The following is a 15,186-nucleotide window of genomic DNA, read 5'->3' on the forward strand; positions in this document are numbered from 1 at the left end:
ACACAAAACAGAATCTCTACACTCACTGATCTTGCAAAAAATTGCAAAATGAGGTGTTTATCGCAGAGTATTCAGACGTTCCACAAATAAACCTATAATTTAGTCCCCCTTCAAATGGGGCTGGCAGAGGGTGATGCAGATATTACCTTCTTGCCAGCCCCTTCTTTGTCCTTTCCATCATTTCACTTCTTGTGATAAAATCAGAAAAACACAGAAAGGCGGGATAGTATGAGTGACTGTATTTTTTGTAAAATCATCGACGGAGAGATTCCTTCCTCCAAAGTGTATGAGGATGAACACGTCCTTGCATTCCTCGATATCAGCCAGGTGACCAAGGGACACACTCTTGTAATACCGAAAGTACATAAAGAAAATGTTTATGAATTGACAGAAGAAACGGCTGCCAGGATTTTTTCAGCGGTGCCGAAAATCACAAATGCAATCAAAGCTGAATATAATCCCATCGGCTTGAACCTTCTCAATAACAACGGCGAAGATGCAGGACAATCGGTCTTCCATTTCCATCTGCACATCATCCCTCGCTATGGACAAGGCGATGGATTCGGAGCCGTATGGAAAACACACACAGATCAATACAGTCCGGACGATCTGAAAGAAATTGCTCAAGGTATTAGCAATCACCTATAAAATTAACATACCTTTACTTATTACACAGTCGAACGAAAACTCCTCCTAACCCGGGGAGTTTTTAATTTTCATTTTTATGGGCTCTTTTCGTAAACTTTGCTTCTATTTGTTACTAATTCCGAAAAAGACCAGCTTTATTCACAAATAAGCTAGTTAGCATGAAAAGAAAAGAGCTTCTATCTCCGATTGAGAACCCTTAGTATCCGGGTACGGTTCACGGAAGATACCAACCCACGAAAAATAGAGGTAAGGTGCCACTCAAACGTCTCGAAAACAGCCATTTTTCAAATTCCTGATAATGAGTTCTGCTGCAGGTTTATGACACGGCGATGGGCGTCAGTCCCCCTCCCTGCTAGCACAATGAGTTCATGGAAGGAGTTTGATCAAGAAACAGGATTCTTCAAAAAAACACACTCAAAAAGTTCAACCTGAAAGCTGTTCATAGGATTCCTGCTGTGATATACTAATTTTAACTTTTCGCTGCCGGCAATGAGTGCACGGCGGGAGAAGCACAGTTGAGAATAGAATAGATGAGGAGAGATGAGAAATGAATACAAAATCTTTGGTCGCATTATCACTGTTAGTAGGGATAGGTGCTGTACTGCATGCTGTCATCCCTGGAGTTTTTCTTGGAATGAAGCCTGACATGATGCTGACAATGATGTTCCTGGGTATTTTATTATTCCCGGATAAGAAAAATGTTTTACTGCTTGGAATTACCACTGGAATTATTTCCGGACTAACCACACAGTTCCCTGGAGGCTTTGTCCCGAACCTGATCGACAAACCGCTTACTGCTTTTGTCTTTTATCTTATGGTCCTTGGTGTTAAGAAGTATTCAAGCTCCATCGCAGGAACAACAATACTTACAGCCGTCGGAACAATAATCTCAGGTGTTTTCTTCCTGACTTCTGCCTACCTGATAGTAGGTCTTCCAGGAGCATTCCTTGGATTGTTCGCCGCCGTTGTATTGCCGGCGACATTGGTCAATGCAGGAGCAATGTTTGTGGTTTATCCACTCGTAACTACAATTATCAAGCGAACCAGCTTCGCTCAATCTGTATCATCATAAACATCGGTCTTTTGCCGTATTTTTAAATATTTAAAAAGGAACCTGTCTTGGGTTCCTTTTTATTATGGGCTATTTCTATACAAATGGCCTGCTTTCGGGAAAAAATTCCTGGCTTCCCCTTGGGACTGCAGCCTTCCTTTCTGAACAAGGATAAGCTGCTCTAATTTTCCCCCTATTATTCCTGATGAATAATGACGGTCTTTTTCCATCACCATGTTTAAGATAAGAGCTTAATAATTCAGAAAACCTACTTCACTGCAACCCACAATAATACTCCCAGAATCAAGGTTATGACCCCTCCTGATCCCAGCACCCCTGCTCGTCTCCTCAAAATATTTTTAGGCGGGTACATACCCGGCTTTTGGGCAGCCATAAAATAGTGGACCGTTCCAAAGAACAATATAGCGCTCAACGCGAAAAATCCGAATATAATTCCATCCACATCCTCCACCCCTTCCTTTTCCAAGGCTATTCAGAAAAAATCAGTCTGCAGGTAAGAAGCTGCTCACGTTTTTCAGAAAAATAAAGCACTTCAATAGACATTCTCTAAACGACCCTATAAATCATGTTTATGCCGAAACGATAAGGTTATGAGAAAAGTTGATTAGCGTATTGCCGAAAAGGGTAAAAAGGATATAAAGGATAAAATGTCGAATACAAAATCAAGATTAGATTTGGGGGAAGTTAAATGAAATTGAAATCAGTAACCTTCGGAATATTAGCTGGAAGTGCAATTGGAGCAATCGCCACACTTCTTTCTGCTCCTCAGTCCGGAAAAGATTTGAAAGGACAAATCAACAAGAATAAAGACGAATGGAAGGCTGTTTTAACAGAGATTAAAACCAATGCTGTCGAAGTAAAAGACTCAGTTTCCCGTCTTACATCTGAAAGTAAAAAAACGATCACTCATGTCAAAGATGACATGCAGACTTCCATTCAAACCTGGCAGGGAGAAACAGAACCAAACATACAGCATATCAAGGATGATATAACTGCAATTGAACAGCTCGCTGATAATATGGAGCAAAAAATCAGTAAACAATAACTTTAGAGAGTCCTGCAAAATTTTACGCAGGGCTTTTTTTCTGTCTAAATGCAGGGAAAATCCTCGAAAACAGAGAAAAAACACCACCTTTCTAAAAATTTAGTAAATTTAAACCTTTATTAATTTTTATTTTATTGGCATAATAAAAGGGAGAGAGTTACAAGACTTAAAGATTAGTTGAATCAGACACGGTGAACCAATCAACTTTTGCAAAGCGGGTGAATCATATGGACGAAAGAGAATTCTCCATGAAGGAAGCTATGTTGTTCAGCCAAAGAATGGCTCAACTGAGCAAGGCCTTATGGAAAGCGATTGAAAAAGATTGGCAGCAATGGATTAAACCTTACGACCTCAATATAAATGAACATCATATTTTATGGATTTCCTACCATTTGAAAGGTGCTTCAATTTCAGATGTAGCTAAGTTTGGGGTTATGCATGTATCAACAGCTTTCAACTTTTCTAAAAAGTTGGAAGAAAGAGAATTGCTACGCTTTTCCAAGAGGGAAAATGACAAACGCAATACCTATATCCAGCTCACTGAAAAAGGTGAAAGCGTTTTACTTGAATTAATGAGGAATTATCAGCCGGAAAAACATTCAATCTTTCAGGGCGTTACCCCGCTCAGGGAGCTATATGGCCGCTTCCCCGATATGATTGAGATGATGGCTGTAGTGAAGAATATTTATGGAAATGATTTTATGGAAATCTTCGAAAAATCTTTCCATAATATTGAAGCAGAATTCACTGAAGAAAACGGCAAGCTTCAAAAAATTTCTTCTGATGACGGGGCCTGATTATAGGTTGCGTTTCAGCTGTTCCATTAAAAAAGGATACAATTCTTGAGCGGCACATGCATGAATTACTTCTTGAGGGGTCAATCGAGAGTTTAATTCCTCAGTAAATTCCTTGAAAAGCGGAGCAAAAAATACAAATCCTTCCGCTTTTTGTTCTTGGCATTTAATGTTCAACCTTTCACAAAGTTCATAAAATTCTTGGACCTGTTCTTCTGTCAATTCTTTTTTGATGACAAGCCTGTAAAATTCATATCCTCTTTCTGGAATCATCTCCATTAGCAGCTTCTGTTGAAATTCTATTTTTTCAATTCTCTTCAATAAATCGACCATATAGACACCTTCTTTTATCTTAGTTAACTTTTAAAAATCACAACCACACTTATACTACGAACATGTTTTAGATCTTTCTAAAAGCCCTTCCAATTTTTCCTTTCTTAAATAATATCAAATGCCTTTGAAACATGCTATCAGCCTGTTTTCAAAGCTCTTTATCTACAGTAGATTAAAGAAAAAGTTATTTGAATATTTTTTTTACAAATTAATGTTATTTTCCCTATTGATTTTTTCGTTCAGACGTCGTAAAGTATGAAAGCGAAAGATCAAATCAAACTTGTCGTCTAATGGAGGCGATTTTTTTATGCATTGCTGGAAAACAATCAATCTGGAAAAACAATTCGGCCACAGCCGTGTCATGCTGCTATCTGCCATTGTGATGATGATGGTCTTCACGATCATCTATGTCCCTGTCAATCTCATACTATCTGAAGATCTTTATGATAGTCATTTTTATTTCTTCCTGGCAGGCATGCTGGTTATTTACCCTTTGCACAAGTTGCTGCATATTGTGCCGATATTGACTTATCTGACTAAAATTAAATATCAAGTGAAACGTCATCTATTCTTTATTCCAATCGTCTCTTTTCGTGTGGGAGAGCCCATTTCCAAAAACCGATTTATCTTAGCGCTTGTGTTTCCTTTTTTCACGATCAACACATTGCTGCTTGCCGGTTGTGTTCTCATGCCCCATTATTCACATTATTTTACGATCCTGACAGCTTACCATACAGGAATCTGTACAATTGACTTTCTCTATGCAAAATGTTTGCTCTACTCTCCAAGAGATGCGATGATTGAAGAAAATGAAGACGGCTACGAAATATTGAACCTGCAAAGAGGCAGTATCTAGATCATTCAGCATAACTCACCTTAAATTATACTGAATCCTGTATCTACTACGCCTCTTCTTGATTTTTCAGGACTTCATTCTACCAATTTAGAGGATAATTTGGTATCGTATAGCATATAGGAGATATAGGGAGGGGATAAAATGATCTCCATTTTTATCATTTTTTCAGTATTTATCCTTTATTTTATAAACCAAATGACAAACTCGCTTTGTCTGCAAAAAGAAATACCTGAAGAAAGACAGCCAAAAGTCTTCAGAACCATCAACATACTCATAACCATACTCTTGATCTCATCATACATAGAAATATTGTATGCTTAACAGAAAAGTGAAAGGCGCTTGCTCAGACCCGACAAGCGCTGACGCGAAAAAGGAAGGAAGCCTGCACTTGGGCTTCCTTTCTTTGTTGTGTAGCGACTCGAGGGGCTAGCGCCTGGAACTGGACATTGAAAAGTGGAGCCGGCTCTTTCAGCTCCGACATGCACTAGGGCGAAAAACAGTGGAGGTCTGCTCTTGGACCTCTGCTGTTTTTTGTCTAGTGACACGAGGAGCTAGCCGGCGGAACTGGACAGTGAAAAGTGAAAGGCCTTATACAGACCCGACAAGCGCTGACGCAACAAAGAATGGAAGCCTGCACTTTGGCTTCCTTTCTTTGTTGTGCAGAAACTCGAGGGGCAAGGAGGCGGAGCTGGACAGCGTTGGAAGTGGAGCCGGCTCTTTCAGCTCCGACATGCACTATGGCGAAAAACAGTGGAGGTCTGCTCTTGGACCTCTGCTGTTTTTTGTCTAGTGACACGAGGAGCTAGCCGGCGGAACTGGACAGTGAAAAGTGAAAGACCTTATACAGACCCGACAAGCGCTTCCTTTTTCGTGCAGCGACTCAAGGGGCAAGGAGGCGGAGCTGGACAGCGTTGGAAGTGGATCCTGCTGTACCGACTTACTTTCTTACTCAGGTATATACCACTCAGGCTCAGAGGTACATCTCTTCGGGATTTTCTTCTATTAATGTATCTCGCTTCGCCGGCGAGGTACATCAAATCGCCATCTTCTTCTTTTGATGTATCTCGCTCCAACACCGAGGCACATCAGATCGCCATTTTCTTCTTTTCATGTATCTCGCTCCAATAGCGAGGTACATCAAACCTCAATTTTCTTCTTTTCATGTATCTCGCTCCAACACCGAGGTACATCAGATCGCCATTTTCTTCTTTTGATGTATCTCGCTCCAACACCGAGGTACATCAAATCTCTATTTTCTTCTTTTGATGTATCTCGCTCCACCAGCGAGGTACATCAAATCGCAATTTTCTTCTTTTCATGTACCTCGCTCCAATAGCGAGGTACATCAAATCTCATCTTTCTTCTTTTCATGTACCTCGCTCCACCAGCGAGGTACATGAAATCGTCATCTTCTTCTTTTGATGTATCTCGCTCCGTCAGCGAGGTACATCAAACCTCAACTTTCTTCTTTTCATGTACCTCGCTCCACTAGCGAGATACATCAAATCTGAACTTCCTTCTTTTGATGTATCTCGCTCCAACACCGAGGTACATCAACTCATATTTTCCCTCCTGATACACCGCGCTTCTCCGGCAAAGTACATCAAATCAAATTTTCCTCCCCCTAATGCACCCTTCTCTGCCCGTGAAGACTGGTTATACAGGCTGAACTCAAATCTTCAAATCATAAGTATGTATGTAGTTTCTCAAACTCAGGGTAAAGTATGGATATACAGCCTTAAATGTATTAGTCCTTCCGTTTCTGTTGCCGGAACGAGAAACTTCCGTCCCTCACTGATCAGCAACAAACACAACAGCGGACCGCCGCTCAGGCAGTCCGCTGTTTTTATGGTTTTATATTTTTAAGCAGTTATTAAACCCAAGCTGCTCCGATGATAATCAACAAAATGAACAATACAACGATTAACGCAAATCCTCCGCCATATCCGTATCCACCTGACATTAGACGCTTCCTCCTTTCTTAATGAAGCATAAGGCAACGAATTGCCTTATGCTTATCGAGGTTAAATTATAGCCAAGCTGCACCTACGATGATTAACAAGATGAACAATACTACGATCAACGCGAAACCTCCGCCATATCCGTATGAGCCACCCATAACTTTCCACCTCCTTTAGAAGCGCTACTTTATCCTATTCAAATAATCATTTTTGGTTTAGGCGCATTACATGTTTCCTTTGAAAAAACTTAGCAAATGTAGGCTGCACCTACGATAATTAATAAAATGAACAGCACCACAATCAGCGCAAATCCTGAGTTATATCCGTAGCTCATTTTTATTACCTCCTTTTTTCTAGTCAAAATATCTTATGTATGAAGAAGAGATTTGGGTGTTATATATGCCCATTTTTTAGAAAACACTCCATTAAAATGTTTATTTTCCTGTTAGGTTTGTGATATAGTATGTTTTGTAGTTTTTAGACAAACCTTATTGACAATACAAACAATTAGGAGATGTTATACCTATGAAGAAATGGATTTTGACAATGTCTTTAGCAGCTGGTGTTATCGGGCTGTCAGCCTGCAGTAATGGGGATGACAATGGTAACAGTGAAGTCGTGGCTGAGACTAAAGCGGGAGATGTTACGAAGGAAGAACTTTTTGCATCCATGAAAGAGAAGTTCACTCCTCAAATGGAACAGGCTCTGCAGGAATTAGTGCTTACAAAAGTTCTAAGTGATAAATATGAAGTGACTGAAGAAGAAGTAGATGAAAAGTTGAATGAAGCGAAAGATCAACTTGGGCCTCAATTTGAAATGTTCTTATCTCAGTATAATCTGGATGAAGAATCCTTCCGGGAGTATCTTGAGCTGCAGCTGCTTCAGGAAAAAGCAGCAACTGCTGATGTCGAGGTATCTGAAGACGAGCTAAAAGAATACTACGATAATTGGAAACCTGAAATTGAGGTGCGCCACATTCTTGTCGATGATAAAGAGACAGCTGACGAAGTGAAGAAAAAGCTGGCTGATGGCACGGCATTTGAAGATTTGGCTACAGAATATTCTAATGATCCGGGTTCTGCGGAGAATGGCGGAAGCTTAGGATGGGTTGATTCTGAAGGCAGACAGAGTTTTGTGCCTGAATTCTCAGAAGCACTGGACAAGCTGGAAACAGGCAAAGTCAGTGAACCTATTCAAACTCAGTACGGCTTCCATATCATTGAAGTAACGGATAAGAAAGAGAAAAAGCCGTTTGATGAGATGAAAGATGAACTGGAAAATTCATTGAAGTTATCCAAAGTCACTCCTGAAAAGATCCAGCAGACAATGAAGGCGATTGTTGAGGACGCAGGACTGGATATTAAAGACGAAGACCTTGAGAACAGCTTTGAACAAATCTTGAACCCTCAGGAAGCACCGGCTGTGCCTGAAGAGGGAGATGCACCAGCTCCAGCAGAAGACTTACCAGCTGAGGGTGAAGATGCTCCTGCTGAAGGAGAAACAACAGAAGAATAAACACCAAAGGGAAGCACTTTTTAAGTGCTTCCCTTTTCTTAGTCGCTGCTATGTTAGGAGTCATGCAGATGGCTGGCGGCGTTTCTCTTTCTCATTCTCCATCCGTTTAATGTAGACCTCCCCTTCCTGCTCAATCCATTCATTTTCCACTTCTCTATCTTCTTTAGCTGATTTCATGGCCATGTAAGCACTGACGAAGATACCTGCTACAATGAAATACATCCAAATAGGCAAAGTCATAATTATATATCCCCTCCACTGTTTGTCCTACTATTCCAAATATATGTGGAGAAATAAAAAAAATGACTTTCAAATGAAAGTCATTTCAGCTGATCAGTTATGAAAAGTCGGTTTGTAGAACGAACGGTTATCGAGGGCAAATACTCTTTCCGTATATTCTCCCGGCTTTGTTTTTTCAAGCACTTTATCCAGCATATTCATTTTTGCATCGATATTATCGATATAATGCAGGATTTCGGCTTCTTTAATCATCGGAGGTTTCGGGCTTCCCCACTCGGCTTTTCCGTGATGAGAGAGGACCAGGTGCTGAAGGATCATGACTTCTTCCCCTTTTATCCCAAGTTCTTCAGATGCTTTTCCAATTTCATTAATCATAATGGAAATATGACCAAGTAAGTTGCCTTCCACCGTATAGACCGTCGATGTGGGGCCTGATAGTTCAAATACTTTTCCAAGATCATGAAGGATGACCCCTGCATACAGCAAGTCCGTATCAAGTGATGGATAAAGGGATGCAATGGACTTGGACAAGTCCAGCATTGATACGACATGGTAGGCGAGGCCCGAAACAAACTCATGATGGTTTTTAGTTGCAGCTGGATACTCTAAAAACGGCTTTTGATATTTCTTCAGCAGGTGCCTGGTGATCCGCTGTATGTTCGGGTTTTTCATTTCAAAAATGTATTGAGTGATTTTACTGCTCATTTCATCAATGCTCAAAGGCGCAGTTTGAAGGAAATCGCCTATTTCAAGGCCATCTCCAGGAGAACTTGGTTTAATCTGCCTGATTCTAAGCTGGTTCTTGCCCCTGTAGCTTTGAACATCCCCGGAGACCTTCACAATCGTTTCCGGCTGAAAATTGACTTCGTCCTGCTCGCTGGCATCCCATAGTTTCGCCTCGATATCTCCGCTTTTGTCCTGCAGAATCAAAGTTAAAAATGGTTTGCCTGTGTTGGTTGTTCCTTTCGTAGTCTGCTTGATCAGCATGAATAATTCAACTGATGAGCCGACATCATATTGAGCAATCCCTGACATTCTTACTCCTCCCATTTCTCTTGTTTCTGCTAGTATATCATAATCTCCATCTAAGGCTGACAGGAAAGGCTTTGCCATAACTTGATTGAGTGAAAGAAATGTGAAAAGAACCTATAAAAAAGACAAGCAGGCATACCCCGCTTGTCTTTGGTAAAGTCAGCCTGCTGCCTCAGCTTTCCCTTTTTTCGCTATCCATACCTTTGTTGAAACCAGGCCGATAATCATGATGAAAGCACCGAAGAGATAAGGAACATGGATATTCCATTCAAACAGTGTTCCCGCGATTAAAGGTCCGGCTACATTCCCAAGGCTCAGGAATGAGTTGTTCAGCCCCATGACCATCCCCTGCCTTTTACCGGCAAGCTTTGAAATCAGGGAATTTAATGAAGGGCGCAGCATGGAGTTTCCGACAAAAAAGACCGCTGTCGTAATCAGGACCCAGACCATATTAGGCGCGAGCGTCATGATGACAAAACCAAATGCACTGATGAGGAGTGATATGGTCACAACCTTTTGATCTCCAAGCCATTGGGTCATTTTTCCGACTCCAAAACCCTGTACCACGGTTCCAATCAATCCTATCACCAGGATAATGAACCCTACTTCCTGTGGGCCGTAGCCGTATCGTTCGAGTGCATAATAACTGAAGATTGCCTGAAAATTAGCGAGACCAAAGCTCATGATGAAGACCAGTACCAGCAGAAAGCCAACCGGGCTACCAAGGGCTTTCTTCATGAGTACAAACTGGTTCTCTTTCGCTTCAGGCTCTTCCTGTGCCCGCATTTCCTTTGTATAAGACTCAGGAAGAATTAAAATCGATACAATTGCCGCAATGGAAGCGGCAATCCCGGCAAACAGGAAAGGATAGGAAAGATCGTATTCCGCAAGCCATCCGCCGATTCCCGGACCAATGACAATTCCCATCCCCATCGCGGCTCCCAAGATTCCCATCCCCTGTCCGCGCTTCTCTGGTTCCGTAACATCAGAGACATAAGCCATGGCAGTCGGCATCAAGGCAGAGCCAAATATACCTGCTAGAATTCTTGACACAAACAGCATCCACAAGCCCGAAGCAAACGCAAAAACAAATTCAGCGATGGCAAATCCAATCAAGCCGATTGTAATGAGCGGCTTGCGGCCAACCCTATCAGAAAGCCTTCCCCAAACGGGAGCAAATAAAAATTGCATGAAAGCAAATACTGCCACAAGGGCTCCAAGCACTTGTGCATTCGCGTTGAATTTTTCAACATAAAATGGAAGGATTGGAATCACCAACCCGATTCCAACCATGATGATGAATAGATTGAAGCTTAATAAGGCTAAAGGACCCCTTGCCTGAGTCCATCCTTTTTTACGATCCATAATGTATTTCCTTTCTGTCATTCCTTTGTGCTACTCTGTATTGTAACGGAAAAGGGGAAGTTTTACTAATGCAGCCGCCCTGTTAATGTTCCCCGGCGGCGGCAGCCAGCCTCTCTTTATTTAAATGAATTACTTCATTGCTTTCTACTTTCCTGACAATATGGGAATGACATGTGAAGAACAGTACTTGGATCTCGCCTTTGAATTCCTTCATCAGCCTCAGGACTGCTTCTGTTCTTTTTTCATCAAAATTGACAAAGCCATCATCAATGATCACCGGCATTGAGTGGACATCTTTCAGCATCCTTACCAGGGCAAACCTTATCGCAATATATAATAGTTCTTTTGTTCCCTGGCTGAGTTCGTCAGGAGTGAAAGTGACGCCGTCTTTTCTTTCAATGATGAAATACTTCTCTTGGTTGAACCGGATTTTGTGATATTCCCGGTTGGTCAGCAATTGAAAGTATTTCTCTGCCGTTTCAATCACCTTTGGAAGCTTTTCTTTTTTATACTCTTCCATTGTCTTATTGAGGGCGGACCTGGCCAACGAGAACTTCATCCACTCTCTCGATAATTCATTTAACTCAGCTTTTTGCTCATGATAATTATATAGCAGCCTGGTGTATGATTCTCCTTCTTCCAACACTGAAATTTCATAAACCGTTTCTGCAATACTTTCATTCTCTTTGTAAGTCTTCTGTTTCAATTCTGCGATTTCTTCTTCCAGGCTGCTTTTTATTTGCGACAGTTCATGACTCTTCTCTTTCAGCAGGTTGTATTCTTGAAGCAATTTTCCGCCCAGACGGTTAAACAGGATTCTTTCCTGTTGTTCCAGGGAGTGCTTTTCAATGCTTAAATCAGCCATCAGCCTGAACTCTTCTTCCGTCCCGGTTCCGGATGCTGCCATCAGCTCCTTCAATTCCTTATGAATCGAGGTTACCTGTGCTTGGATGAATTCAAATTCCTTAATCGTTTCATCCCGCTGTTTCAGCAATTGGTTGTAGGACAAGGATTTTTTTTCATTGAGAGCAAGTGCATCTTTCATCCTTAATAAGGTATCTTCAATCACTGTGAATTGTATTATCGTATCTTCGACAGCTTCCTCAATCTCCTTTGAGAAAAGTGAGACCTTCTCCTGAAGGTTTCTGTAAGCCTCAGATGCTTCGTGCTCCTCTTCATATAGTCCTGCTAATTCTTTGATCCTGACAAAAGCCTCACCAAGCAGTTTCCATGGCATATCAGGTGAAAGCTGCAGATCCCTGGCCAGATTTCGAAAACTTTCCTGCAATCTTTGTTCCTGCAGGAAAAGGTCTTGTTCCTCTTCTTGAAGTTTAAGAACTCCATGTTCTGTGTTCTCTAATTTCAAGACCCATTGTTTCCAGTTCTCTCTTAATTCTGTTTGTTCCTTCAATAACTTCCTGTTCTGCTCTTCCTCTCCGCCGGCTTGTGCATCCAGTTTTTCACGAAGACTTTCTGCCTTGTTCTTCAACTGCCGATAATAATCACTGCCGTCTTTTTTCGACTGTAAATTCACGAAAAGAGTTATAGCAGATAAGGCTATGAGGAATACTGCTGCAGCCGCTAGTAACGATTCCGACAGGAACCATACCATAAGTCCAATTAAGATTGAGAAAGCTGAACTAACTAAAATAGAAGAGCCTTTTTTACTTCTTTTAGACAGTTTATCTTTATTCTCTTTAAGTTGTTCTTGAACTAGTTCATATTGAATTTTTAAAGTATCTGTTTCTTTGCTTTCCTTTACATTCTTTTGAAGCTCCTGATAGCTGGTTTCTTCCAGAAGCTTTTCTTCGATTTCCCCACAGCGTTCTTCCAGGAATCCCAGCTGCTTTTTTTCTTCTTGCAATGCTTCAATAACAGATTCCTTTTTCAGTTGCAGTTTATAAAAGGAATCTTCCATGCTTTTTACTCTGTCTTTCATGACCATATCCAATTGGACATCTTTAATTGAATCGAAATCTTCTAAATTCAACTCCCTCCTCAATTGGTCTCTTTTAGCTTTGATTCCAGTGAGTTTACGCTCCAGATCTGCACCCTGGTCCTGCCACCTTATGTATAACTCCCTTTTTTCAAGGATGCTAGTGAACAGGGCAGTGCGGTCAATAAGAGAATCATCGGGTTTACTTTCTTCTAAAGACTCATTAAGTTCAGCTAAACGATTACGAGTGACTTCCAAGGCAGACTTTTGGTGAACGTGCTGGCTTTGCCATTTTTCATAGCGCTGCAGACCGTTTACAGGAAAAGGATGAAGGTTCTCCAATTGGGATAACCTGTCTTTTATGTTCTGATATTCGCTGAGATCCTGCCATGAATTTTCAAGTGCTTCAATGCGATTTAATTCTTCTTCTTTTCGGTCAGATTCTTTACGAAAATCTGACAGCGCTTCTTCCTCTCTGTTCTTTTTTTCAAGTAACAGAGTAAAAGCCTCGTTTTTCTCTTTGGCTTTTTTTAACTGTAATTCAATCTGTTTGATTTCCATCAATTTTTGATTGATTTCAGGTTTCTTTCCCGACTTTTTGAATAACCGGTCGAGTTCCTTCTGCCACTGCTCTTCCAACTTGAAGAGTGCATCAGTGCCAGTCATCCCCGAGCTTAAAAGATAACGGTTGATATCCTCTTCCTTCAGCTTGGAAATCTCCTGAAGTCCGTGGATATTAAACGAATAGATTCCTTGAAAGGCCGCCTTATCCAGGCCTTTCAATACTCTCTTTAAGTCTTCCTCGCCGCCAGTTGAGCCGTCCTCATAGAAAAGAGTCACATCTCCTGTTGCTTTTCCCTTGATTCTCTCTATTGTAAGTGAATGGCCGTCATCTAATATTAATGTCAATTTACCTCCATATTTGGCATGTGTCTTCGGCTCATACCTCTGCTCAGAGTGCAGCTTCGTCGGGAAACCGAATAGAATACCATGAATAAATGCCATGATCGTAGACTTTCCTGCTTCATTCTCTCCATAGAGAATAGAAAAGCCACCCAGGTTCTTCAGCTCAAAGTTCTCCAATTTTCCAAAGCCGTAAATATGTATGTCAGTTATTTTCATGAATCTCACCTCCTCTGTTCATTATCAATCTTTATAGGTAAAAGAAGATTTCAGCATTGATAGTACAGCCTCTTTGATCTCTTCCTTTTCTTCAGGTTGAAGTGAATCAATATAGCGGTGCGCCTGGGGATGAAGAAATAATACTGAGGAAGCCTCGTCCCAGCTCTGATCATCCCAGCCCTGGATGTTTTGAATCATTTCATTCAGGAATGTTTCCTGTCCTTCAATATAACCAACCCCGGTGTTTTCCTTGATTCTTAAGGAGTGCACCCAGACAAAATCCTCCTGGTACTCCTCACCATCCTGGAACGCTTCCAAAATTTCTCCGCTCTGGATTTTCTGTAGAACCTCAGCACCTATTTTTTCTATATCTGTGAGTTCAATCTCCAAAAAGGTGCCTCCCTCTCTTCGGAATCTTTCCATTTCGGACTTGCACAGTTCAAAAACCTGGCCCAGCTTTGACTCTTCCTTCAAGGAAATAGAGGTTTTTTCCCACAGGATTGCCTGCGTCTCAATGAATTCAAGGTCTGCTTCTTCATTCTCAATCGTCACAATATAACAGCCCTTTGGCCCCGTTTCTTTTCGGTGCCTGCCTTGTATATTCCCGGGATACACAATCGGCGGGGAAGCAGAAAGCTCCTGGCGAACGTGGATATGCCCGAGTGCCCAGTAGTGGTAATTTTTCTCCCTGAGTTCCTTTAGGGTAAATGGAGCATACGGCTCGTGAGCAGATGTCTCCCCTGCTTCGCTTCCATGAAGGAGACCAATATGAATATCTCCATCCTTCCGGGCAGGAGGGTAACCAGCAGCTTTCCGTTCCAGCACATGGCGTTTATCATAACTAAAGCCGTATAAATGGACCTGCCTTCCCCCAATGGTTGGATGGATGACTTCCTCCACCTCTGCCCCAAACACTTTAACATTGTCAGGCATCTCTAAATGAGACCAGTAATTTCCTAAATAATCATGATTTCCATGGATGATAAATACCGCAATGCCGGCTTCTCCCAGCCTTTGGAACTGTTTTTTTAATCTGGCTTGAGCACGGATGCTCCTATCTTCTTCATCATACAAGTCCCCTGATATGATGAAGAAATCCACCTTCCGCTTTACTGCATGCTCAACAATTCTCTCAAAGGAGGCAAAAGTACTGTTCTGCACCCTCTGAAACAGCTCCTCCGGCAAATGCCTCAATCCCTTGAAAGGACTGTCTAAATGCAGGTCGGCCGTATGTATAAATGTTACTTTGCTCATTAGTTTCAACCCT

General features: G+C 41.5%; 17 protein-coding genes. 7 read left to right on the top strand and 10 right to left on the bottom strand.

What is annotated here, in order from left to right; all coding sequences use genetic code 11:
- The first annotated feature begins 228 nt into the window (after positions 1-228).
- Both FZC79_RS12490 and FZC79_RS12495 read left to right on the top strand, forming a co-directional pair.
- Positions 229-648, top strand: a complete 420-nt coding sequence (locus tag FZC79_RS12490; protein WP_148947125.1) for an HIT family protein — start codon at positions 229-231, stop codon at positions 646-648.
- Between the two features lie 547 nt (positions 649-1,195).
- Positions 1,196-1,720, top strand: a complete 525-nt coding sequence (locus FZC79_RS12495; RefSeq protein ID WP_148947126.1) for a tryptophan transporter — start codon at positions 1,196-1,198, stop codon at positions 1,718-1,720.
- A gap of 247 nt (positions 1,721-1,967) precedes the next feature.
- Here the strand turns inward: FZC79_RS12495 and FZC79_RS12500 are convergent, their stop codons facing one another.
- The gene (locus FZC79_RS12500; protein WP_148940838.1) at positions 1,968-2,162 is read right to left on the bottom strand and encodes a hypothetical protein; all 195 of its coding nucleotides are present in this window, start codon (positions 2,160-2,162) and stop codon (positions 1,968-1,970) included.
- 246 nt (positions 2,163-2,408) lie between these two features.
- Here FZC79_RS12500 and FZC79_RS12505 point away from each other — a divergent pair, with 246 nt between their 5' ends.
- The gene (locus FZC79_RS12505; RefSeq protein WP_148947127.1) at positions 2,409-2,765 is read left to right on the top strand and encodes a YtxH domain-containing protein; all 357 of its coding nucleotides are present in this window, start codon (positions 2,409-2,411) and stop codon (positions 2,763-2,765) included.
- A gap of 227 nt (positions 2,766-2,992) precedes the next feature.
- On the top strand, positions 2,993-3,562 hold the full coding sequence (locus tag FZC79_RS12510) for an HTH-type transcriptional regulator Hpr (protein ID WP_148947128.1): 570 nt from the start codon (positions 2,993-2,995) through the stop codon (positions 3,560-3,562).
- Here the strand turns inward: FZC79_RS12510 and FZC79_RS12515 are convergent, their stop codons facing one another.
- A complete protein-coding gene (locus tag FZC79_RS12515; protein ID WP_148947129.1) occupies positions 3,563-3,892 on the bottom strand; it encodes a DUF1878 family protein in 330 nt (109 codons plus the stop codon).
- A 307-nt stretch (positions 3,893-4,199) separates the two neighbouring features.
- Between FZC79_RS12515 and FZC79_RS12520 the strand changes: the two genes are divergently transcribed.
- On the top strand, positions 4,200-4,748 hold the full coding sequence (locus FZC79_RS12520) for a DUF3267 domain-containing protein (protein WP_148947130.1): 549 nt from the start codon (positions 4,200-4,202) through the stop codon (positions 4,746-4,748).
- Positions 4,749-4,889: 141 nt separating this feature from the next.
- Positions 4,890-5,069, top strand: a complete 180-nt coding sequence (locus FZC79_RS23640; RefSeq protein ID WP_113928232.1) for a hypothetical protein — start codon at positions 4,890-4,892, stop codon at positions 5,067-5,069.
- Between the two features lie 1,552 nt (positions 5,070-6,621).
- On the opposite strand, the gene FZC79_RS12530 is transcribed toward FZC79_RS23640, so the two are convergent.
- The 3 genes from FZC79_RS12530 to FZC79_RS12540 all read right to left on the bottom strand — a co-directional run bounded on the left by FZC79_RS12530 (position 6,622) and on the right by FZC79_RS12540 (position 7,043).
- Complete coding sequence (locus FZC79_RS12530; RefSeq protein WP_044022973.1) at positions 6,622-6,711, bottom strand: YjcZ family sporulation protein; 90 nt, start codon at positions 6,709-6,711, stop codon at positions 6,622-6,624.
- A 66-nt stretch (positions 6,712-6,777) separates the two neighbouring features.
- Complete coding sequence (locus tag FZC79_RS12535; protein ID WP_044022974.1) at positions 6,778-6,867, bottom strand: YjcZ family sporulation protein; 90 nt, start codon at positions 6,865-6,867, stop codon at positions 6,778-6,780.
- 89 nt (positions 6,868-6,956) lie between these two features.
- Positions 6,957-7,043, bottom strand: a complete 87-nt coding sequence (locus tag FZC79_RS12540) for a YjcZ family sporulation protein (protein ID WP_113928233.1) — start codon at positions 7,041-7,043, stop codon at positions 6,957-6,959.
- A 191-nt stretch (positions 7,044-7,234) separates the two neighbouring features.
- Here FZC79_RS12540 and FZC79_RS12545 point away from each other — a divergent pair, with 191 nt between their 5' ends.
- Positions 7,235-8,224 carry a peptidylprolyl isomerase gene (locus FZC79_RS12545; RefSeq protein ID WP_148947131.1) on the top strand — a complete coding sequence of 330 codons (990 nt, stop codon included), beginning with the start codon at positions 7,235-7,237 and terminating at the stop codon, positions 8,222-8,224.
- Positions 8,225-8,284: 60 nt separating this feature from the next.
- Here the strand turns inward: FZC79_RS12545 and FZC79_RS12550 are convergent, their stop codons facing one another.
- The 5 genes from FZC79_RS12550 to FZC79_RS12570 all read right to left on the bottom strand — a co-directional run bounded on the left by FZC79_RS12550 (position 8,285) and on the right by FZC79_RS12570 (position 15,173).
- Positions 8,285-8,464: a sporulation YhaL family protein gene (locus FZC79_RS12550; RefSeq protein ID WP_148947132.1), complete on the bottom strand. Its 180-nt coding sequence runs from the start codon at positions 8,462-8,464 to the stop codon at positions 8,285-8,287.
- A 93-nt stretch (positions 8,465-8,557) separates the two neighbouring features.
- On the bottom strand, positions 8,558-9,499 hold the full coding sequence (gene yhaM / locus FZC79_RS12555; protein WP_148947193.1) for a 3'-5' exoribonuclease YhaM: 942 nt from the start codon (positions 9,497-9,499) through the stop codon (positions 8,558-8,560).
- Positions 9,500-9,655: 156 nt separating this feature from the next.
- The gene (locus FZC79_RS12560) at positions 9,656-10,861 is read right to left on the bottom strand and encodes an MFS transporter (protein WP_148947133.1); all 1,206 of its coding nucleotides are present in this window, start codon (positions 10,859-10,861) and stop codon (positions 9,656-9,658) included.
- Between the two features lie 82 nt (positions 10,862-10,943).
- Entirely contained in the window at positions 10,944-13,919 is a 2,976-nt protein-coding gene (locus FZC79_RS12565; protein ID WP_148947134.1) for an ATP-binding protein, read from the bottom strand.
- A 24-nt stretch (positions 13,920-13,943) separates the two neighbouring features.
- On the bottom strand, positions 13,944-15,173 hold the full coding sequence (locus FZC79_RS12570; RefSeq protein ID WP_187442765.1) for a metallophosphoesterase family protein: 1,230 nt from the start codon (positions 15,171-15,173) through the stop codon (positions 13,944-13,946).
- Positions 15,174-15,186: the final 13 nt, after the last annotated feature.

This window comes from Rossellomorea vietnamensis (genome assembly GCF_008180615.1).
GTDB classification, from domain to species: Bacteria; Bacillota; Bacilli; order Bacillales; family Bacillaceae_B; genus Rossellomorea; species Rossellomorea vietnamensis_D.